Annotated in this window: 22 protein-coding genes; 11 read left to right on the top strand and 11 right to left on the bottom strand. The window is 69.8% G+C overall.

Annotation, left to right across the window (positions count from 1 at the left end):
• Positions 1-5: 5 nt before the first annotated feature.
• Positions 6-1,061, bottom strand: a complete 1,056-nt coding sequence (locus P8T65_RS02145) for a ferredoxin reductase (RefSeq protein WP_316723704.1) — start codon at positions 1,059-1,061, stop codon at positions 6-8.
• An 87-nt stretch (positions 1,062-1,148) separates the two neighbouring features.
• Here P8T65_RS02145 and P8T65_RS02140 point away from each other — a divergent pair, with 87 nt between their 5' ends.
• From P8T65_RS02140 to P8T65_RS02120, 5 genes are all read left to right on the top strand, one after another.
• On the top strand, positions 1,149-2,288 hold the full coding sequence (locus tag P8T65_RS02140) for a helix-turn-helix domain-containing protein (protein ID WP_316723703.1): 1,140 nt from the start codon (positions 1,149-1,151) through the stop codon (positions 2,286-2,288).
• A gap of 100 nt (positions 2,289-2,388) precedes the next feature.
• Positions 2,389-2,727, top strand: coding sequence for a thioredoxin family protein (locus P8T65_RS02135; protein ID WP_316723702.1), 339 nt, complete (start codon positions 2,389-2,391; stop codon positions 2,725-2,727).
• A gap of 488 nt (positions 2,728-3,215) precedes the next feature.
• Positions 3,216-3,893 (top strand): TerD family protein, encoded by a 678-nt coding sequence (locus P8T65_RS02130; RefSeq protein ID WP_316723701.1) that lies wholly within the window; start codon positions 3,216-3,218, stop codon positions 3,891-3,893.
• 376 nt (positions 3,894-4,269) lie between these two features.
• Positions 4,270-4,494 carry a hypothetical protein gene (locus P8T65_RS02125; protein WP_316723700.1) on the top strand — a complete coding sequence of 75 codons (225 nt, stop codon included), beginning with the start codon at positions 4,270-4,272 and terminating at the stop codon, positions 4,492-4,494.
• Between the two features lie 385 nt (positions 4,495-4,879).
• On the top strand, positions 4,880-5,305 hold the full coding sequence (locus tag P8T65_RS02120) for a hypothetical protein (RefSeq protein ID WP_316723699.1): 426 nt from the start codon (positions 4,880-4,882) through the stop codon (positions 5,303-5,305).
• Between the two features lie 473 nt (positions 5,306-5,778).
• On the opposite strand, the gene P8T65_RS02115 is transcribed toward P8T65_RS02120, so the two are convergent.
• Positions 5,779-6,744 (bottom strand): NAD(P)-dependent alcohol dehydrogenase, encoded by a 966-nt coding sequence (locus P8T65_RS02115; protein WP_316731454.1) that lies wholly within the window; start codon positions 6,742-6,744, stop codon positions 5,779-5,781.
• A 122-nt stretch (positions 6,745-6,866) separates the two neighbouring features.
• Here P8T65_RS02115 and P8T65_RS02110 point away from each other — a divergent pair, with 122 nt between their 5' ends.
• The gene (locus tag P8T65_RS02110; protein ID WP_316723698.1) at positions 6,867-7,547 is read left to right on the top strand and encodes a helix-turn-helix domain-containing protein; all 681 of its coding nucleotides are present in this window, start codon (positions 6,867-6,869) and stop codon (positions 7,545-7,547) included.
• Between the two features lie 58 nt (positions 7,548-7,605).
• Here the strand turns inward: P8T65_RS02110 and P8T65_RS02105 are convergent, their stop codons facing one another.
• Positions 7,606-7,983, bottom strand: a complete 378-nt coding sequence (locus P8T65_RS02105) for a helix-turn-helix domain-containing protein (RefSeq protein ID WP_316723697.1) — start codon at positions 7,981-7,983, stop codon at positions 7,606-7,608.
• Positions 7,984-8,128: 145 nt separating this feature from the next.
• On the opposite strand from P8T65_RS02105, the gene P8T65_RS02100 reads away from it, so the two are divergent.
• Positions 8,129-8,539: a RidA family protein gene (locus P8T65_RS02100; protein ID WP_316723696.1), complete on the top strand. Its 411-nt coding sequence runs from the start codon at positions 8,129-8,131 to the stop codon at positions 8,537-8,539.
• Between the two features lie 86 nt (positions 8,540-8,625).
• Here P8T65_RS02100 and P8T65_RS02095 read toward each other — a convergent pair whose 3' ends face one another.
• Together P8T65_RS02095 and P8T65_RS02090 are read right to left on the bottom strand one after the other, a co-directional pair.
• Positions 8,626-8,874 carry an alpha/beta hydrolase fold domain-containing protein gene (locus tag P8T65_RS02095; protein WP_316723695.1) on the bottom strand — a complete coding sequence of 83 codons (249 nt, stop codon included), beginning with the start codon at positions 8,872-8,874 and terminating at the stop codon, positions 8,626-8,628.
• 429 nt (positions 8,875-9,303) lie between these two features.
• Complete coding sequence (locus P8T65_RS02090; protein WP_316723694.1) at positions 9,304-10,185, bottom strand: NAD(P)H-binding protein; 882 nt, start codon at positions 10,183-10,185, stop codon at positions 9,304-9,306.
• A 44-nt stretch (positions 10,186-10,229) separates the two neighbouring features.
• Between P8T65_RS02090 and P8T65_RS02085 the strand changes: the two genes are divergently transcribed.
• On the top strand, positions 10,230-11,174 hold the full coding sequence (locus tag P8T65_RS02085) for an AraC family transcriptional regulator (RefSeq protein ID WP_316723693.1): 945 nt from the start codon (positions 10,230-10,232) through the stop codon (positions 11,172-11,174).
• Between the two features lie 40 nt (positions 11,175-11,214).
• Complete coding sequence (locus P8T65_RS02080; protein ID WP_316723692.1) at positions 11,215-11,601, top strand: barstar family protein; 387 nt, start codon at positions 11,215-11,217, stop codon at positions 11,599-11,601.
• A 790-nt stretch (positions 11,602-12,391) separates the two neighbouring features.
• Here the strand turns inward: P8T65_RS02080 and P8T65_RS02075 are convergent.
• Positions 12,392-12,997, bottom strand: coding sequence for a dihydrofolate reductase family protein (locus tag P8T65_RS02075; protein ID WP_316723691.1), 606 nt, complete (start codon positions 12,995-12,997; stop codon positions 12,392-12,394).
• Positions 12,998-13,293: 296 nt separating this feature from the next.
• Here P8T65_RS02075 and P8T65_RS02070 point away from each other — a divergent pair, with 296 nt between their 5' ends.
• Entirely contained in the window at positions 13,294-13,434 is a 141-nt protein-coding gene (locus P8T65_RS02070) for a hypothetical protein (protein WP_316723690.1), read from the top strand.
• A gap of 534 nt (positions 13,435-13,968) precedes the next feature.
• On the opposite strand, the gene P8T65_RS02065 is transcribed toward P8T65_RS02070, so the two are convergent.
• Both P8T65_RS02065 and P8T65_RS02060 read right to left on the bottom strand, forming a co-directional pair.
• Positions 13,969-14,442 (bottom strand): hypothetical protein, encoded by a 474-nt coding sequence (locus P8T65_RS02065; RefSeq protein WP_316723689.1) that lies wholly within the window; start codon positions 14,440-14,442, stop codon positions 13,969-13,971.
• Positions 14,443-14,994: 552 nt separating this feature from the next.
• On the bottom strand, positions 14,995-15,456 hold the full coding sequence (locus P8T65_RS02060) for an SRPBCC family protein (protein WP_316723688.1): 462 nt from the start codon (positions 15,454-15,456) through the stop codon (positions 14,995-14,997).
• A 297-nt stretch (positions 15,457-15,753) separates the two neighbouring features.
• Between P8T65_RS02060 and P8T65_RS02055 the strand changes: the two genes are divergently transcribed.
• Positions 15,754-16,491: a flavodoxin family protein gene (locus tag P8T65_RS02055; RefSeq protein WP_316723687.1), complete on the top strand. Its 738-nt coding sequence runs from the start codon at positions 15,754-15,756 to the stop codon at positions 16,489-16,491.
• 50 nt (positions 16,492-16,541) lie between these two features.
• Here the strand turns inward: P8T65_RS02055 and P8T65_RS02050 are convergent, their stop codons facing one another.
• The 3 genes from P8T65_RS02050 to P8T65_RS02040 form a co-directional block, all read right to left on the bottom strand.
• On the bottom strand, positions 16,542-17,672 hold the full coding sequence (locus P8T65_RS02050) for a sulfite oxidase (RefSeq protein WP_316723686.1): 1,131 nt from the start codon (positions 17,670-17,672) through the stop codon (positions 16,542-16,544).
• A 90-nt stretch (positions 17,673-17,762) separates the two neighbouring features.
• On the bottom strand, positions 17,763-18,290 hold the full coding sequence (locus P8T65_RS02045; protein ID WP_316723685.1) for a TerD family protein: 528 nt from the start codon (positions 18,288-18,290) through the stop codon (positions 17,763-17,765).
• A gap of 51 nt (positions 18,291-18,341) precedes the next feature.
• Positions 18,342-19,694 carry a LuxR C-terminal-related transcriptional regulator gene (locus P8T65_RS02040; protein ID WP_316723684.1) on the bottom strand — a complete coding sequence of 451 codons (1,353 nt, stop codon included), beginning with the start codon at positions 19,692-19,694 and terminating at the stop codon, positions 18,342-18,344.
• Positions 19,695-20,332 lie beyond the last annotated feature (638 nt).

Genomic DNA, 20,332 nt, shown 5'->3' with positions numbered 1-20,332 from the left:
CGCTCCTACCGTTCGATGTCGCAGGGGCCCGCGGCGGCGGACACACAGGTCTGGATGAGGACGCCCGGCTCGGCCTCGGTGATCTCGCCGGTGCGTAGGTCGCGGACGGCACCCGCCCTGAGCGGCGTGACGCAGCCGAAGCAGATGCCCATGCGGCACCCGGAGGGCATGAGCACGCCGGCCTCCTCGCCGACGTCAAGAAGCGGCGTGGCGCCGTCCGCGTCGACGGTCTTGCCGGTGCCGCTGAACGTGACCTCCCCGCCTTCACCGGCGACGACGATGCCGGGGCGGAAGCGTTCGGTGTGCAGGCGCTCGTGCACGCCGTGCTCGGCCCAGTGCTTTTCGGCGGCGTCGAGCAGGCCCGCGGGCCCGCAGGCCCAGGTCTCGCGCTCGGCCCAGTCGGGTACGAGTTCGTAGAGACGGGCGATGTCGAGCATGCCGTCGGTGTCGGTGTGCACCTCGGTGAGCCGCAGCTTCTGGTCCGCGACCAGGGCATGCAGCTCGTCGCGGAAGATCACGTCCTGCGGCCGCGGCGCGCTGTGGACCATGACGACGTCGTCGAACTCGGTGTCGCGCAGCATGCCCATCACCGGCGTGATGCCGCTGCCGGCCGTCAGGTAGAGCACCTTGGCGGGCTTGGCCCGCGGCAGCACGAAGTCACCGGTCGCCTGGTCGAGCTGGATCAGCGTGCCCGGCTTCGCCCTGCGGACCAGGTGGTTGCTGACCTTGCCGTCCGGGATCGCCTTCACGGTGATCGCGACGCGGCCGTCCTGGCTGTTCGTCGGCGACGTCACCGAGTAGGCACGCCACAGGCGCACCCCGTCGACGTCGACCCCGATCCGCACGTACTGGCCGGCCGTGTGACCGCGCCAGCCCCGTCCCGGTCTGATCACGATCGTCGCGGCGTCACCCGTCTCGGGGTGCACGGCCTCGATACGCCCTCGCAGGTCGGCGCCCGCACGCAGCGGGCTGACCAGGTCAAGGTAGTCCGACGGCAGCAGCGGCGTCGTGACCATCTCCAGCAGTTTCCACGCCCTGCTGCGGAGGGCTGTACTCGTCATGAGTCCAGCTTGCTGTGCCCCAAGGCGTAAAGTCCTGACCGCAGGATGTGAATCTGGTCGGCTGAATTGTTCGCAAGGAATAGAAACGTGAGTCATGCGATCCGTAGGGTCAGCGAGCTGGCCCTGGACGAGACGACGGTCACCGCACTTCGGGCCGCGCTGAGGACCACCGCCGACGAGGTCGTCCAGGCGATCATCGACGAGGTGCCTCCCTACGCGGGCGCCCTGTCGGGCCACATGGGCGCCACCATCCGCCGCGCCGTCCGCACCGCCCTGGGGCACTACCTGGACCTCGCGAGCGGGAACGCCACGGGCGGCGACGCCGGGGACGCGGCCTACGAGCTGGGCCGCGGCGAGGTCCGCGACGGCCGTTCGATGGACGCGCTGCTCAGCGCCTACCGCGTCGGCGCCCGCGTGGCCTGGCGATGCCTGGCAGCGGGCGCCGTCCCCGCGGGTCTGCCCGCCGCCGAGGTCGCCAAGTTCGCCGAGCTGACCTTCGCCTACATCGACGAGCTCTCCGCCGCGAGCGCCGCCGGCCACGCCGACGAACTGGCCGCCCGGGGCAGGGCCCACGAGCGCCACCTGGAACATCTGGCCCGCGACCTCCTCGCCGACGCGAGCTCGGACGTACTGATGGCCTCTGCGCAACGGGCCGGGTGGCAGCCTCCGGTTTCGCTGACCGCGGTCCTGCTGCCCGCCGCCCAGGCCCGGCCCGCCTACCGCGTGCTCGACCCGAACACCCTCGTCCTCGACGATCTGCCGGACGCCACCGGCGTGCTGCTCGTCCCCGACGCCGAACGATCACATCTCCTGCGGCAGCTGACCGACCGCAGCGCCGTGGTCGGCCCGGCCCGGCCGTGGGCGCGCGCTTCGGCCTCGTACGCGCGAGCCGTACGCGCGCGCTCCCTCTCCGCTGACATTCGCGACACCGAGGACCACCTGCCCGAGCTGGTGCTGAGCGCCGACGCGGACGCGTTCGCGGACCTGCGCGCCCGAGCCCTCGCCCCGCTGCGGGCCTTGCCTGCCGCGACCGCACGGCGGCTGGAGGAGACGTTGCGGGCGTGGCTGCTGCACCAGGGCAGGCGGGACGAGGTCGCGGCGGCGCTGTTCGTCCATCCCCAGACCGTCCGCTACCGCATGTCCCAGCTGCGGGAGCTGTTTCCGGACCTCGCATCGCCGGACCGGGTCCTCGAACTGACGCTGGCGGTTGGTCTGCGGGCCGGCTGACACGGCTCGGCCGGATCCGGTGGACGATGCGCCCCGGCCCGGCAACCCCGCGCGAGGGATGATGGGGACGGAACAACGGAACGTGAGGTCAGGAGCTTCCATGACGATGCGGGTCCACCGCCCCCGTGAGGACGCGGAGTTCGATTTCATCCTCGGGAAGAGCGGAGTTCCGGTCCTCGCCTACTTCACCGGGACATGGCCCAAGGCGATCGAGCCCTGCCGGGTGATGGACCTTGTCGTGGGCGCCGTCGCCGACGACCGCGCGGGCCGCCTGACGGTCGTCCGCGCCGACATCACGCGTTGTCCGGCCGCGACCGAGCGATTCGGAATCACCGGAGCCCCGTCCTGCGTCCTGCTGAAGGAGGGAGAGGTGGTGGCCCATGGCACGGGGCCCATGTCCACCGCCGAGGTACGGCAACTGCTGGACGACCATCTCTGAGCGGCTGCTGCGGCGCAGGGAACCGGTCGCCCGCTTGCCGAATCCGACGCTGGGGTCGCCGATGAGCCGGCGTCGGCCGAGGACGTAGAGGGCGAGGATCGGGAGGGTGGAGAGGACGACCGCGGCGAGGTCGCCGGGACGTTGATCGTGCTCGCCCTGGAAGGACCAGACGGACAGCGGGAGGACCCGTTTGTCGGGGCTCTGGGTGAGGATCAGCGGGAAGACCAGGGTCAGCAGCGTCGCCCCCGCCGCTGAAACGAAGGCCTCAGTCACACCCGCCCCTCCTCGACGAGGATTCTTGCAGCCGCCCGGCCGACCACGCCTCGCCTCCTGTCGGACCAACTTCGTCCCTGCTGTCGGTGTCGCGTTCGTGTATGAGCGGGCGGTGGTGTTCGCGAGGCTGTCCGGCCCGTGGGAACGTGGTTCCGATTCGGGCCTGATGTGACAGGGTCAGGTGATCGTCGTGGACTGTTCGAGAGGTGGGCCGCATGCCGGAGCTGCGCAAGGGTGAGAACGTCGCGGTGGGCCTCGGGACCGTCGTCGCCGAACTGCACGCCTTGGGTGGCACGGTCGACCTCAGCGCTCTGCTGGTGGCGGCGGACGGCAAGGTGCGCTCCGACGACGACCTGGTCTTCTACAACCAGCCGTCCGCCGAGTCCGGCGCGATACGGCACCTCGCCGCTGATTCCGCAGGGCCCGAGCGCGTCGAGATCGACCCGGCCGGGCTCCCCGCGGACGTAGAGAGGGTGGTCCTGGTCGGCAGCTGCGACCCCGACGACATGAGCCGCACCTTCCGCGACATCGAGAACGTACTGGTCCGCGCCGCCCAACTCGGTGCCGACCCGGTCGAGTTCCGCCCACCCTTCCTCACCGACGGTGAACGCGCCGTACTCCTGATGGAGCTGTACCGCAGGGGCGAGACCTGGAAGCTGCGTGCCATCGGACAGGGCTACGCCGACGGCCTGGCGGGACTCGCCATCGACTTCGGCATCGACGTGGCCGACGAGCAGGCCGAGCCCGTGGAGCCCCCGCAGGCCACTGACGCACACACCGCTCCCGCCGCGTCCCTCACGAGCCTGCGCAAACCGCCGCTCGGCGCGATCAGCCTCGACAGGGCGGTCAGGTCGCCATCAGCCTGGACAAGGCGGACCGCGAGCTGTTGGTGACGGCGACCCTGGAGTGGGACGGCGGCAGCGATCAGCGCCGCAGAAAGGGCGCCGATCTCGACCTCTACGCCCTCTTCGTTCCCGCTTCCCTCGCCATACGCGACGAGAGGCCGCCCGGGACACTCATCACCGCCAACAAGAGATCGCGCCCCACAACCAGCACGGGCACCGCGAAGAAGGGCAAGAGCGCCGACGTCATCTACTACAAGCGTCTTGGCTCCCTGAAGAACCCTCCCTTCATCCACCTCGACGGCGACGCCCGGGTCCCCGGCCGGGAGACACTCCCCGCCCCGACCAGCAGGGCTACGTCCTCCTGTGCGCCTACTCCGCGGTCAGCAACGGCTTCGGCTCGTTCCGCAGCTTCGGCGCGAAGGTCGTGGTCACCGACGGCCGTGGCTCGACCGTCACCGTCCCGCTCTACGAGAACACCAAGACCCGCTACTGGGTGGCCGTCGCCCTCGTCGACTTCACCGACGGCGACGGAGCGGCGATCCACCACGTCGAGGCCTACAGCGCCCGAATGACCGAGCGCCGCCCAGTCCTCCACCCGGACGGCACCGTCGAGATGAACGCGGGGCCGGTGGAGTTCAAGTGGCGTTGATCGCGATCCGGCCCCGTGCGTCACGAGTCCGGGACCGTGGTGTCGAGCTCACCGACGTGCGGTCCGCCCTCACGGGAATCATTCGCGCCGACCAGATCTCCTCAACTCTCTGACGTCGTCGTCGAGTTCCTCCGGAAGGCCATAGGCGGACCGTGGCGGGGCGGCCGGTGCAGCGTCCCGTGCAGCGGCCGCCCTCGCTGTCCCTGTCGTTGCGCCATGACCGACGAACAACCGCCCCCACAGGTCTTCCCGAACCGCTTTCCCGAGGCCGTGGACTCCCGGCTCGGGGTGCCGCAGGACCGCTGCCACTGCTTCAGCCAGGGCCGGGTGAGTCCGCCCGGCGCGAGGACGTCCTTCCACGGTGATACCTCCGGAAATCGGAGACATGACCGACCTGGAGGATTTCAGCCCGTACACCTCGCGACGGCTGCACTGGTTCCCCTACGAAATCACACGCTGCACTCGGCTGGTGAACAGCACGGTGAGCACGCGCTCGATCTACGGCAACTACAAGTACCGGCCGTCGTTCCCGCCGCTCCGCGCGCCCGGCGATACGGACCTGTCCCTCGAAAGCCTGGCTCCGTCCCGCTGGGGCATCAGCGCGGCCCGCACCTGCAGTGTCTGTACCGGGCCCATTCCCACGACGGGCCCGCACCAGGCATGGCTCTCCCGGCTGGTGGCGACCGACGTCCTGCTGCTCCTGGTCAACGCCTGTTCCCAGGAGTGCCTTGACGCTCTGCCACCTGGGGCGACGGGCTACATCCCCACACATCATCGGGGCGGGAAGGTCGCGCAGCCTTCGTCGCGTTGACCCCTGAGACCCAGCCCAAGTGGCAGGCGTGGCGTCGATGGCCGCCGGATCGAAGCCGGCCTCGGCAGCCGGGCGTCTCGGGGCTGGGTGTGGGCTCGGCCAGTTCGGGGTCGGTCTTGGTGAACCAGTGGGGGGGGGCGCCGGCAGAGCCCATGCGCAGCAGGGCCTGTCTGGTGTTGGGGTCCGGTACGAGCTGGTACGTCTGGTTCCCTTGCCGGCGCTGGGCATCGGCGTCCGCGCTCGCGGCGAAGGCGGCCAACGCGTCGAGCTGGGTCACCGGGGTGTAGAGCAGCAGGTGCCGGGTGGCCAGGGCGTGCCGGCCTGGGGTGCAGGTGTTCGGGACCGGGAGGCCCCGGGCTGCCCGGCGACGTCGTAGAAGCGACCGAATCATGGAACCCCCGTTGTGTCGGTCCTGGTGCGTCCGGCCGCACGTGCCGGCCGAGTGGCTGTGACCAGCGCCTTCCCGACAAGCCCTAGTCGACCTGGACCACGTACTTGCCCCGCACCCCGCCCGCCTCCAGGGCCCGGTGTGCCGCCGCTGTCTCTTCCAGCGGGAAGACCGTGTCCACCGCCGGCCGCAGTTTTCCCTCCGTCACATGGCGGGCCAGGTCGTCGAGGTGGGCGCGTCCGGGGTTGCCGCTGAAGAAGCGCACTCGGCCGCGTCCGTGAACAGCGCTGGCCGCGATGTAGCCCAGCGAGGCGGCGGGTCGCGTCAGGTCGACGGCGATGGTGACCATGCGTCCGCCGGGTTTCAGCATCCGCCGTACGGTACGCAGGTCGGTGCCCGCCGTGTCGAGGACCACGTCGAACAGTCCGAGTTCCGCAGGTGACACGGTCCGGTGGTCGGCGGCATGGTGCGCACCGAGCGTACGGACGAAGTCGAGGTTGGCAGCGCGGGCCAGGGCCGTGACCTCGGCGCCGTACGCCTGTCCGAGCTGGACGGCGGCGTTGCCGACGCCGCCTGCCCCGCCCCGTACGAGCAGCCGTTCGCCGGGGCTCAGCGCGGCCTTGTCGCGCAGAGCCGTGACGGCGGTGGTGGCCACCGGCAGCGCGGCGGCGGCCACCAGGTCCAGCCCGTCCGGGACCCGTCCGAGCAGCTCGGGGCGTACGGTCACGTACTGGGCGGCGCTGCCGAATCCGGAGGTGCGGCCCAGGACACCCCACACCTGGTCGCCGACCGCCACGCCGGTGGCGCCGGAGCCGAGTTCGGCGATTTCACCAGTGAAGTCCAGCCCGACGCGCTGCGGGAACTTCCGGCCCGTGATGAGGCGGGCCCTTCCGGAACGGGCAGCCAGCTCACCGCCGTTGACGCTGAACGCGCGCACGCGCACGAGGACTTCGCCAGGTGCCGGCCCGGGACGTGGGACCCGGCCCACATACAGCACCTCGGGGCCGCCGAAGCGGTCGAACAGTACGGCTTTCATCGTGCGGTCGTCCATCGTCATCGCTCTCACCTTCGCTCTCGCCTTCGCCACCAGTGGCCGGTCCGGGGGATCGTGGCGCCGAGCGTAGGCTGACAAGCGGACGAGATCGTCCACTTGACCGGAGGTGAGAGACAGCGGTGGGGGAATCCTCTCGGATCGCGGGGCAGGACAGTCTGCGGGCCGACGCCCGGCGCAACCGGCGGCGCATCCTCTCGGCCGCCCGCCTGGTCTTCGCCGAGCACGGCATCGACGCACCCATGGCGACCGTGGCCCGACGGGCGGGGGTCGGTGTGGCGACGCTGTATCGGCGGTTCCCGACGCGGGACGCACTGGTACGGGCCACGTTTGCGCACCAGATGGACACCTGCGCTCGGGCGCTCACCGACGCCCTGGCCGACCCCGATCCGTGGCAGGGCTTCCAGCGGCTGGTCGAGACGGTCTGCGAACTGCAACGGGAAGAACGGGGCTTCCCGGCCGCGTTCGTCACGGCCTTTCCGGACAGCACACGAGAACACGCGCGCGAACGGGAGCAGGCCGAGCGGGACTTCATGACCCTGGTCCGCAGGGCACAGGCGGCGGGCGCGCTGCGAGCCGACTTCCACCCCTCCGACATCGCCGTGGCCCTGCTGGCCCACTGCGGTCTGGTCACCGCGCTGCCGGGCGACCGTGCGGCGTCCCGGCGTCTGGTGGCGTACTTGCTCCAGTCGTTCCGTGCCGAGGCGGCCCACGGAGCGCTGCCGGCGCCGAGCGCACTGTCACTGCGCAGCCTTCCGCTCGCGGCCGACGGCTCCCAGGCACAGCAACCCACCAGAGCCTGACGCGAAGCGGTGCCTGCCGCGCCGCCCGCACGCTCTTCAAACGACGCAGTTGTCCGCCTCAGGCGTCGAAGCGGTGGCGGGAGGTCTCGATGTGGCCGAGGTATCGGTGGGTCCAGTCGCACAGTCCGTCGATCGTCACCCGAAGGGCCTGGCCCGGCTCGGTGAGGGCGTACTCGACCCTGGGCGGCACCACGGGGTGCACCGTCCGGTCGACCAGACCGTTGCGTTCGAGCATGCGCAGGTTCTGGGTGAGCATCTTGTGGCTGATGCCCTCGATCTCGTTCCGCAGCTCGCCGAAGCGCAGGGTGTGCTCTCCCAGGGCCTCGATGATCAAAAGCGCCCATTTGTTGGCAACGTCCGAAAAGATCTCCCGCGCCAGAGAATCCGCGCGCCGAAGATCCGCTTCGTCGGGCGAGCCCGTGAACTGCTTGGTCACCGTGAGGTTCTCCAGTCACTGAAAAGTGCGTACTTCCACGTCAGCAGCCACTCTCCTACGGTGCCTGAGTAACCACAAGAGACCGAGGCGCCCTCGGTCCGGTGGCAGCGAGCCCACGGGCTCTCTTGACGAGGAGGCAGACAGCATGGCCATCACTCTGGTGAACCCCGACGGATTGCCCAAGATCGACGTCTACCGGCAGGTGGCGGTCGCGACGGGGACGAAACTGGTCTTCATCGCCGGGCAGGTCGCCTGGGACGCCGAAGGGGCCACGGTGGGCGAGGGCGATCTTGCCGCCCAGGTGGAGCAGTGTTATCTCAACATCGCCACCGCCTTGGCCGAGGTCGGTGGTTCCTTCGACGATGTGGCGAAACTGAACGTCCACGTCGTCGACTGGACCCCCGACAAGATGCCCCAGCTCCTGGAGGGGATCGGTCGTGCATCCGCGAAGCTGGGCGGCGTGACCCCGGCCCCGCCGGCCACGCTGCTGGGCGTTGCGGCGTTGGACATCCCCGACCACCTGGTGGAGATAGAAGCCATCGCGATCCTGAACTGAAGGAGTTCCAGCATCTCGCGGGCCTCCATCGCTCCTCGGAACGGTCGGAATGGGTCCGGTCCGCGCCGGGTCGGGGCCGCTCAGTCCTAGAGGGCCCGCCGGATGAAGTCGTCGCGGCTCGGAGGTTCGTGAGACCGCCGCGTAGGGCGGGGGCCGTCGAAACCATGGAAGCCGCCGCCCCACATGTGCAGGTCGACGCTCACGCCCGCCTCGGACGGGCGGCCGGCGTAGGCCAGGATCTCGTCGCGGAACGTCTCGACCGAGCCGGTGTCGAGGTAGGCGCGGGGCAGGCCGCTGAGATCCTTGGCCCGGGCCGGTGCGGCGTGAGGCGACACGTCGGGGCCGCCGCGGCGGTCGCCCAACAGGGCCGTTCAGCTGTACAGGTTGTCGTTGCGGTCCGAGAATCCCTCGCCGTCCAGCATGCGGCGGCGGTGCCTCTCGCAGCGGTCGTCGAGCGGGACAGATCAGTACCTGGTCTCCATCTCCCAGCCCGACGCGGTCGCCGACGTCATCATCGACGCCGCCAGGCCACCCGCTGACCGACACCCCATACACCACCGCCACCGCCACCGCAGCCCGACGGGCCCGGTGGCGGTGGCATGCGGCGCCTGGCGTGTGCACGACCTGAGTCAGCCCTCGCCGAGATGCGAGGTGGGGAGATCAACAGAGCAGGCCTGTCCGTCTGCTGCCCAAGCACCGGCAAGGACCGGGATCCTGCCGGCCGATTTGCCGGTTCGTCGCCATGGGCCGCGCATCAGCGGCAGTCAGGTCGACCAATCACACGCGTCAGCAGTGAACTTGGCGAATTCGGCGAAGGTCCGCGGCGGGCGGCCAAGGGCACGTTGCACGCCGTCGCTGACGTAATCATCCCTACCCTCCCTGAGTGGCTCGATGACGTCCGCGAAAGCTTCGGCGTCCGCCGACGGCAACCCCTGCTGAACAAGTTCCGCGACGTAGCCCTCGGCGGAGAGCGGCACGTAGCGGATTTCACGGCCGGTGACCTCGGAGATCGTGGCGACCGCCTCGGCCAGCGTCACCCCTCGGGGTCCGGACAACTCGTAGGTCTGGCCCACGTGCCGGTCCTCGGTCAGCGCGGCGACCACCACTGCGGCGATGTCCTCGGCATCGACGAAGCTGGCAGCCCCGTCGCCGGCGGGCAGCCGCAGCTCACCGGCGAGGATGTCGTCGGCGAAGAAACCCTCACTGAAGTTCTGCGCGAACCAGCCCGGCCTGCTGATCGTCCACTCCAGAGCGCTTTCCCGCACAGCGGCCTCGCTGTCGACGAGGCCCGCGAGGATCCCGCTGCTGTCCTTCGCGTAGTCCGGGATGCCGATCCCGCGCCCCGAGGCCAGCACGATCCGCCGTACCCCATGCCGCACCGCCCGCTCGATGAACGGGCGAACGAGCATCGTGCCGTCCAACTGCACGATGTACATGGACCGCACACCCTCCAGAGCGGCATCCCAGGTGGCGCTGTCGGTCCAGTCGAGGACGTGCTCGCCGTTCCGGGACGCCGCGCGAACCGGCAGCCCCTTGGCCCGGAGTTGCGTGACAACGCGGCGGCCGGACTTCCCCGTTGCCCCAGTGACAAGAATCGGATGTTCAGACATGACCTCAGCCAACCGGCTGCAGCTGAGACGATCCATGGTTGAAAGCATCTGCTTGATGTCTAGGCGTCTACGCTGACGGCATGGATGCCGTGTCGGAGCTCTTGGCAGAGGTACGCGCGCGCGGCGCCGTCTTCCGGCAGACGATCATGCGACCACCCTGGGCCCTTCGGATGGCCGGCGGCGCCCCGCTGACGCTCGCCACGATGGTGCGCGGCCGGGCGTGGATCGTGCCCGACCAGCACGAGCCGGTGCCGATCGATGTCGGCGACATCGCCGTCATCCGCGGCGACGCGCCCTACGCGGTGGCCGACGCCCCCGGGACCGCACCCTCGCTGGTGGTGACCAGCGCCGACTACTGTCCCAGGGCTGAGGGCGTCGAGCACGCCCCCAGGCCCGCCCGGACCTGCGGAACGGCGTCCGAGGGGGCTGCCGTTCTGGTCAGCGGGGCATTCGAGCGCCGGGGAGCGCTCAGCGAACGGCTGCTGCAGGCCCTGCCCGCCGTGCTGGTCGTGCCGGCCGAGGGCAGCCCCTTCCCGTCGGGGGAATCGCTGGCCGAGGAGGTCGCCAGAGACCGACCGGGACAGCAACTGGTGCTGGACAGACTGCTGGACCTGATGCTGGTCTCCGCGCTGCGCAGTTGGTTCGACAACCCGGACGCGAACGCCCCGGCCTGGTGCCGTGCACTGGACGATCCGGTCGTGGGTACCGCGTTGCGGCTGCTCCACGACGCACCCGCCCACCCGTGGACGGTGGCGCATCTGGCGGCCGAGGTAGGGGTATCGCGGGCGGCGCTCGCCAGGCGGTTCACCACCCTGGTCGGCGAACCACCGATGTCCTACCTCGCGGACTGGCGGATCACCTTGGCCGCAGACATGCTCCGGGAGACCGACGACACGGTGGGCACGATCGCGAGGAAGGTGGGTTACGCCAACGCGTTCGCCCTGAGCGTGGCCTTCAAACGACTGCGCGGCACACGTCCCAGTGATCACCGGAGCTCGGAATCAGCGCAATGGCGGGCCGGATGAAGCCGTTGCTTCCCACGGAGCCGCACGTATGCTGCGGGCTGTGACCGCGACATACGTGCTGGACGGCACCCGGATCAGGACGCTGGAAGACTTCTGGCGAGTCATCGGCGAGACGATCAACGGCCCCGATGGCTACTTCGGCAGGAATCTCGACGCTTTCGCCGACTGCCTCAGCGGCGGATTCGGAACGCCCGACGACGATGACTACGTGGTCGAGTGGCGGGACCACCAGGCGTCTCGGGTGCACTTGAGCTACCCAGAGACTGCTCGGCAGTTGGAGATCCGCCTTTCGCGCTGCCACCCCACGAACCGCCCAGCGGTCAGTGCCGAGCTGGCCGCGGCGCGTGAGGAGCAGGGGTCAACCGTCTTCGACTGGTTGATCGAGATCTTCGAAGAACGAGCCCCTGGTGTCCTGAGACTCCGGTGACGCTGGAGGCCTGTCTCCTCGCCACCTGCGCTGCTCATGGCCGAGGCTGCGCCCCGCAACAGTGTTCGCGCGTGCGGTGTCCCCCCGAGGGTGGTTCCCCACCCGTGGTTGGGACCGTGATCCGGCCATGAGCAAAGCGCCAGAGCCCATGCCCGGAAAGCGTGGGCGCCGTGACCGAGATGGCGCGTACTCGGCCGTACTCGGCCGTACTCGGCCCGCTTCGGCACCAGCGCAGGCTATGCGCCTCGCTTCCGATTTCCCTGGGAGAAGCGCGAAGTGCCACTCGGTGGAGTGATGAGCAGCAGGCACCAGCGCAGTGACAGCCTGGCGATCATGGATCAGCCGGCCGTAAGGGCCGACCGGCAGGGCTGCCACCAGCCGATTCGACGGCCGTTGGGGTGTGACCAGGGCTGTCTGTCGGCCGGGTGGGGTTGTGACGTCAGGGACGTCGCGGATTTGGGCTGCTTGTCGACCGGGCGAAACTCCTACTCCGTCTGACGATCAAGATCGGGAGCAGGACGAAAGCGGTGAACGGGTTCGTGGATGTGCCGAGTTCTGGGGATGGCGGGGAGGTCGCTGGAGTGGTGGATGCACGCATTCGGGATGTCAGGGACCACGAGACGCTGCCCAAGCACTCCGCAGCGATGCTCACACTCACGGGAACCTTGTCTCCGTCAGTCCCGCCACGACCTGGCCCCGGCATCCTGGTGTTGGCCGTTCACCTTTGTCAGGCCCTGCTCCGTGCCCGCCGCCGGCCTGGCGGTCGTCCAGACCGGCGGACGAGGCGACGTCACGCAGGGGCGCCGAGCGGCGGGTGCTCGAGCACGCGGGGCCGGTACTCGACCAGTTGGATGCGGCCGTCGAAGGTGCGGTGCTCGATCATCTCGAGCGCGACGTCCGGGTAGCCGTCGTAGATGCGCTCTGCGCCCGTGGCCCCGGTGATCACCGGGAACATCACGACCCGGAAGCGGTCGACGAGTCCGGCTCGCAGCAGGGACCGGCACAGGCTGAGGCTGCCGATCGTGCTGAGGAGCCCCGTGCCGCCCGACTTCATGGCGCGCACCGCCTCGACGGCGTCGTCGCGGACGAGTGTGGAGTTGGCCCATGTCAGTGGCTCCTCGAGGGAGGAGGAGAAGACCACCTTGGACGCTTGCGTGAGTTCGTCGACGGACGCCTCCTCTTCGGGCCTGAACTCGTCTTGGCCCTCCGGGACCTCGCCTGCGGCGAAGCCCGACATCAGGCGGTAGGTGTTCGCCCCCATCAGGTAGGTGGCCTCGGGCTGCTCGCCGAGCCAGGCGAGGTACTCCGGCCCCTCTAGGCCCCAGAACCCGGGCCACCCCTCTCCCGACGCGTAGCCGTCGAGGGAGGTGATGAAGTCGACGAGAAGCTCCGACATGGCGGTTTCCTTTCCTGGGCTGTCACGAGCTTGGACCGGCCGGGAGCCACAAACTCATCGGCCGCGCTGTGGATTGACGAGAAAACTCTTTACGCCGCAGCCGATCAGGTCGGCGGAGCGGTCGAAGTTGACGGGGCTCGATCTGGTCCAGGTCGACGGAGCCGGTGATATCGATGGGCTGTGGCGGCTCGGCGCGACCTCTCCCAGCCCGTCGGGCTCCACGAGCAGGCCCCACGGCGAAGGGGGTAATGGCAGAGAACCCCGTCCCCATCCTTGCCGTTCCCAGGCTGGATCGTATGGACAAGCAGGCCGAGGTCAGCGCATTCCTTGAGACCTGCCGCGACCGGATCACGCCCGAGCAGGCGGGGCTGTCGTCCTTCGGGCAGCGCCGGGTGCCCGGGCTGGTCGCGGGGAGGTGGCCCAGCCGGCCGGTATGAGCGTCGAGTACTACATCCGGCTGGAGCGCGGCAATCTCGGCGTGTCTCCGACAGCGTCCTGGATGCCCTGGCAGGAGAGGTCGGTTCCGCGCGACGGTGGGGCCGCGCCGTGTGCTGATTCGCCGCGAGAGCGGGGCGGCCGCGGTCGATCCTTCCGTCGGCCCGCTGCCCGCTGCCCGCTGCCCGCTGCCTGCTGCCTCCGTCTCCGGCTCCGTCTCCGGCTCCCTGGTGACGATAGCCCTGTGGAACCGCCCGCAGGGACAGCCCTCGCGGTTGCCCTCCCCGTTACCATCATTCAGGGCGTAGGGGCCGAGGAGCAGCCGGGAAATCCGGTGCGACGCCTCCGATCACGGCCGGTATGCGCGCCCTCACCTTCGGCAACTCCACGCGAACTCCACGCTTACGCGCCCGATATCGACAAGGTGACCGTTGCCCCGCTGAAGGCCGGACCCCCATCTCGGCCGACGCGGCGTGTGAAGGGGCGGCACCTTCGGAAGGTGCCGCCCCGCACGTGCGTAACTCGGTCCTCGGCCGTCAGGCGGCTACCGAACTCGCCCAGTCGTTGTAGGCGCCGAGGTTGGAGCTGTGGGTGTTGGGGCTGATGGAGATCCGCCCACCATTGCTCCCCTCGTCACGGGCCAGCCAACCCCACTGGCTGGAACCCTGGTTGTTGCGCCACGAGGACGTCTGGTCGTTGAGGCCGTACTCGTTGAGGTTGTGCCAGTAGTAGTCGCTGAAGATCGGCCGGCGTCCGCCCCCGTTGGCGTGCTCGTACAGGCGCAGCCAGCCGCTCGCGCAGGCCGGTGTGGCCTGGATCTGCGCCGCGTTCTTGCCCTTCATCAGGGGGTCGGTGGCGCGGGAGTAGCCCAGCACCCGGTCGGCTTCCTCGTGGGTCTTGAAGCGGCGCACCGATGTCTTGGAGTAGACCACGCAGCTCTCGGCGGAGCCCCACCCGTCCTGCTTCAGGTTGATCTTCTGCTGTCCGAGGGCGGCGACGGCGCCGCCCATCGACGACTCGGAGGTGGCCGCCGCCGGTCCGGTGAGCAGGACGCCGGTCGCCGCGATCGCGGTGGCGACTTGTCCCCCTTGGCACGTCGACTCCGGCGAGGCCCGGCCTTGGTCATGTCTATGAGGTGATTTGTCGGGGTCAAGAAGTTGCGCACCCGCTCATGGCTTTTGGCTCAAAAGTCACAGACGCCCGCTATTGCCCCGTAGGGCTATCGCCGCCCCGGCCGCGGCAGCCCCTGTCAGGCCGCAGCCGCGGCCGGGCACCATCCACTCGACGAGGACCTCGTCCTCCGTAAAAGCCGCTCCGTCGAGAGGGATCACCGGCGCACCAGGCGGCGCGTCATGCCGAAGACGCGGGCGCCGGGGCGGGCCGGTCCTGGGGAGCGTCGGTTCTGTCGGGGCCGACCCGCATCATGCGATCGTCGTGGCTCACGCCCACGGGCATGTTGCCGCGATGCGGGAAGGCGATCCCGCCGTACAACCACCCCTCGACGACGTCGTGGTCAGGGCCCAGTCGTCGTCTGATCCGTTCCGCCAGTCCCTCGTCGCACGTCACAGCACTTCCCCCTCCCGTCTGCCGAGCCGGTGCTCAAGGCCGCGAAGGTCCTTGCCGATGGACGAGCGGACCTGGCGGGCCAAGAGCGGCGCGGCCAGCCGGTAGAAGCCGCCCTCGCCGCCTCGAACGCGGATGCGGGCGAGGGTGCCACGCGGGTCCGGCTCGAAGGTGTACGTGACATGCATGGGCATCGGACCGGCCACGGAGACCATGTCCAGCAGGCGGGGCGGCTCGTACCCCGCCACGCGCATGACGTAATCGATGCGACGACCCAGGAAGTACGCAGTCCGGGTGACCTCGGCGCCCACGCCGAAGCCGCCCTCGTCCGCCTCGCGAGTCAGCTGCGCGATGCGGATCCCCTGGGTCCACTCGTGGTCGTGGCGCCAGTCCATGGCGTACTCCGCCACCCGTGCGGGAGGGAGCTGGATCACGCGCTCCGCGGACACATCGATCGTCATGGTCTTCGCGCCTTGTCCTTGGTCTTCTCATTGGCCGGTCGGCCGACCGGCCGGGATGTTGGGCCCGGCCGGTGCCTCCAGGATCCGGGAGGCGGGAGGTCGGCGCACGACGAGCCGCGAGCGACGAGCGGCGCACGACGAGCGGCCGGGCACCCCCGGAACCCATCGTGTGCCGGTGAGGAACCCGCCGTGTTTCTGCGCGTCGTGACGGGACAGCGCGTGATTTCCGCGAGACGCTGCCGCTGGCACCTCAGCCCCCAGCCCCGCCCCTGTCCGCTCTTCTCCCCGGAGGCCCCCATGGCAGCACCGTCGGTCCCGTCCGCTGAGGACGGTTACCGTTTCGACGACCTGCGTGCGCTCTTCATCAATTGCACGCTCAAGCCCTCGCCCCAACTCAGCCACACACAGGGGCTCATCGACAAGAGCCGGGCACTCATGGACGGCCAGGGAGTGACCACGGAACTCGTCCGCGCGATCGACCATGACATCGCGACCGGCGTCTATCCCGACATGACCGAGCACGGCTTCGCCACGGACGCCTGGCCCGCGCTGTACGAGCGGGTGATGGCCGCGGACATCCTGGTCATCGCCGGGCCCATCTGGCTGGGCGACAACAGCTCCGTCACCAAGCAGGTCATCGAGCGCCTGTACAGCTGCTCCAGTTTGCTCAATCCCCAAGGGCAGTACGCCTATTACGGACGGGTCGGAGGGTGTCTGATCACCGGCAACGAGGACGGCGTCAAGCACTGCGCCATGAACGTCCTCTACAGCCTGCAGCACCTCGGCTACACCATCCCGCCGCAGGCGGACGCCGGCTGGATCGGTGCCGCGGGTCCTGGCCCCTCCTACCTGGACCCCGGCTCGGGCGGCCCGGAGAACGACTTCACCAACCGCAACACCAACTTCATGACCTGGAACCTGATGCACCTGGCCGCCATGCTCAAACGGGCAGGCGGGGTTCCGCCCCACGGCAACCAGCGCACGGAGTGGGACGCCGGCTGCCGACCGGGGGCGGACAACCCCGAGCACCGCTGAGGGGGCCGGGGTCCTCGCAGCGCGGTGGCGGCGTGGCCGGGGCCGTGCGGTCATAGCGTGTCGGCGGGATCGGGGCAGAAGACCGGCACCCGTTGGACGAGGTTGTTGGCGAACCCTCCTCGGTTCCAGGGCTGCTCCAGTGGCTGGCTGTTGCCCGCCGCGTCGTGGGCACGGGTGCTCAGGACATGCTCGCCCGGGAAGGCGGACCACATGGAGGACCATCGGCGCCAGGCCCACCGGTGCCCGTGATCCGGTTCGAGCCGGGCCCTCTGCCATGTCAGGCCGCCGTCGGTGCTCACCTCCACCGAGGTCACCGGGGCGCGTCCCGACCAGGCCCGTCCCTCCAGCAGAACCGGACCCGGCGCCACCACCCGCGTCCGGGACATGAAGTCGGGAAAGCCCGGCGGGATCAGCAGGGCCCTGGGAGCGATGCGGGTGACCGGCTCACCCGCCTCCTCGGGTACCTGTCGGATCCGGTAGGCCACGGATTGCTGGAAGCCCATGAAAGGTGTGTCGACGACCGTGATGTCACGCAGCCACTTCACCTGTGCCATCCCGTACCAGCCGGGCACCACGAGACGCAGCGGGCTGCCGTGCTGGGGCGGCAGAGGGGCTCCGTTCATCGAGTAGGCCACGAGGACCTCCGGGGCGTCCCCGGTGGCCACGTCGAGAGGGAGGCCGCGTTGGTAGTCCTGCTCGACACCCCGCTCCACGCCGTGGTCCGCTGCGGTGAACACGACATCGATCGCGCCCGACTCGACTCCGGCCTCGTCGAGCAGCAGACGCAAGGGCACTCCCGTCCAGTCCGCCGTGCCGACGGCCTCGACCAGCCACGGCTGGCTCACCGGCCGTGGCGCCAGCAACGCCCGGCCGTTTCCGGCGCACTCCAACGTCACGCGCGTAGTAACCGCGGGGTAGGCGCGCAGCTGCGCGAGGGAGAGGTCGAGTACGTGCCGTACGCGTCCGCTCACCGTCAGCCGCCAGGAAGCGTCATCAGGCACATGGGGGATGTCGAAGTGCGTCAGCACGTAGTGCAGGCCGGGCGGGGTGACGTCGTGGCGCATGGCCTCCAGCGGCAGGCCGTGGTTGCGGGCGGCCAGCGCCAACTCGTCCTGCCCGAGGCCCTCACCTGACGAGGCCAGCCGGGCGGGACGGCTCACGTCGGAGAGTCGACGCCTCATGCTCCGATTGTCCTCTTCCCCTGCCTGTTGTGCATCGCCGGCCAAGGGGCGCGGTGAGTTCGCCTGAAGCGGGAGGGCGTGACAGGGGTGCTACGGAGCATTGCCCATTTCAGCAGCGAAGACCACGGGGTCGCAGTCGAATCCTCGGACCATCTCGTGGAACTCCCAAGCCGAGGAGGTGGCCCGGGTGAACTCCGCGACGGTGGTGGCGCTGGCCCCGGCGACCTGTGCGAAGTCGTCCTTCAGCAGCTCCTCGTACCCGTGGACCACCAGTACCCCGGCGTTCGTTATGTCACCGAAGGTCTTGGGGCCGCTGTTCTGGTGGATCGCCACGCCCACGACCACGCGTGCGAAGGAGGACGCCATGCGGTCCAATTCCAGAGTCATCGCCTCGACATAGCCGAAACCCTGACCGGTTTGGCTGTGTCGGCTCATGTTGATGGTGCCGTCCGGCGAGCGGCTGTCGAAGTGGACGACGTACACGGGCCGCCCGTAGGGGGCGTCCGCCGCGTAGGTCGCGGCGATGATGTCGAGATGATGAGGCGGCTGATTCCAGGGACTCGGATCCCACTTCAGCCGGACCTCGGCCTTACTCACTCCCTGGCTTTCGCTGCGCACCGGATTACTGCCTCTCCCGCATCAGGCCACCACGGGATGGTCCCCGCACGCTCAAGTATGGCTCTTAACCACCGTGTTGAAGCCTCGCTTTCCTGGAAGGTCGAGGCGTTGACGAGCCCGGTGTCCTCCTGGACGTCCATGTGGTCCAGGACGAAGGCGCGCAGCCAGAAGCCGTCGAAGGTCTCCTTGCGGCCGTTGGACGATTCCGTGGATCCGGTGACCGAGCCAGGTCAAAGGCCGGGGTCGGCTTCGGCGTCTTGGCTCAACCGCTGGGGGAGTTCGGTACGGGAGGTGACGCCGAGTTTGGGGGAAGGCCCGGTAGAGGTGGTGGCCGACTGTGCGCGGGTGCAGGAAGAGCTGGGTGGCGATCCCGCGGTTGGTGGCGCCGGTGGCGGCCAGCCTGACGACCTCGCGCCCTTGGGGGCTGAGCAGGGCCAGCGGAGTGTCCGCCCGGTCTTCCGGGCCGATCTGCTCGCCGGTGGCCTGGAGTTCGGTGCGGGCGCGAGTGGCCCAGGGCCGGGCGTCCAGGGTCTCGAAGGTTTCGAGGGGGCACGGAGGTGGCGTCGGGCGGCGATGCTCGCGGCGCAGCCACTCGCCGTACAGCAGCTCGGTACGGGCCCGCTCGAAGGGACGGCCCTCGTCGTTTCGGCCGACATCGTGGCAGCACTCGTCGTACTGGTGCAGGGCTTCCTCGAAGTGCCGCTCGGCATCGCCGGGTTGCTCGAAGGAGCCGGTCAGAGCACGGCAGCGGTGGAGCAGTGCGAGCGCCGCCGGGTGGTTCGAGGCCCTCACCCATTCGGTGAGGCGAGCGATCGACTCGGCGGCCTGGTCCGGGTGCCCGGCGCGTACCGCTGCCTCGACGAGATCGGGCAACAGCCAGGCCGACAGCGCAGGATGGCCCACCCGGACGCGCGCTGCCTCCAGGTGGGCAAGCGCGCTCTCGGCAGCGCCGAGCCCGAGGTCGAGCAGACCGAGGGCCCGGTGAGCGTGGGCGGCGGCCAGTGCGATGCCGTGGGCTTCGGCGTGCTCCAGGGCAGCCCCGGCGAGATCGGCGCACCGGTCCTGGTCGCCGCGCAGGGCGGCCAGCGTCGCCAGGGTCGCCCGCAGGTATGCGCCCCGGTGGTCGCGGCCGTACTCCTCGGCGATCGCAAGGCCTTCCTCGGCGGTGGCCTGCGCCTCGGCGTAGCGTCCCAGGGCCAGTTGGGCCTCGGCGAGCAGGTGCAGCGCGGTGTGGAGCCAGCCGAACACGTCCTGGGCGCGGCAGTCCCGTACGCACGCGGAGGCTATCTCGTACGCGGTGCCGTGGTCGGCGAGCAGCTGGGCGTGCACCCCGGCGGTGATCCGCTCGGCGAAGTCGGGGGCGGGGGCCGCCATGGCCGCAGGGCCGTCCGTCGCGATGGGCACGCCTGCTGAGGCCGGAGCGCCTGCGGCGTCCCGAACGCCCGCCGTGTCCTGAGCGCCCGCAGCACCCTGAGAGGGCGGAATGAGAGTGCACAGGAGTTTTGTCGTCACCTGAACGTGTGGCGGTGCAGCATCCTGGCCGGTCGGCGGCCATGGGCATGTTGGGCTGGGCACCGTTAGCGAGCGCAAGCCCTACAAGACCGACGTGAGTGACGAGCAGTGGGCGCTGGTCGGTGCGACACGAAGTCGCGCATTTCGAGTGAACTCGCAGATCGGAGGCCGGTTATAGACCGGATGCGTAGTTCCTGATCAGTGTTCGAGATCAGTCCCCGCCCTGGCGTGCGTTCACAGGTCCCGCTTGTGAGGGTGCGAAGCCCAGGGAAGAAGCCCAAGGGCCCCCGCTCCGTCCGGGGGAGCAACCGGGCGAGGGGAAGGCCGGACGGGCGAACGCAAGTGAACCCCCGATGATGCCTCGTCAGCCCAAGCCTTGGGTGACGGGACGAGGACCAGGGTGCAAGGGCCTGGCCGCTGGAAGAGGCGGCAAGCGGCGGCCGGGGACGATCAACCGGTCGTGGGAACACCGCTGGCCCCGGGGTGTAGGGGGCGCCCACCCCGGCCGTGTCTCGTGTGCGCGGAACGTG

Source organism: Streptomyces sp. 11x1, from assembly GCF_032598905.1.
Taxonomy (GTDB): Bacteria; Actinomycetota; Actinomycetes; order Streptomycetales; family Streptomycetaceae; genus Streptomyces.
The sequence above is the reverse complement of the archived record's forward strand: the minus strand, read 5'-3'. Positions and strand labels throughout refer to the sequence as shown.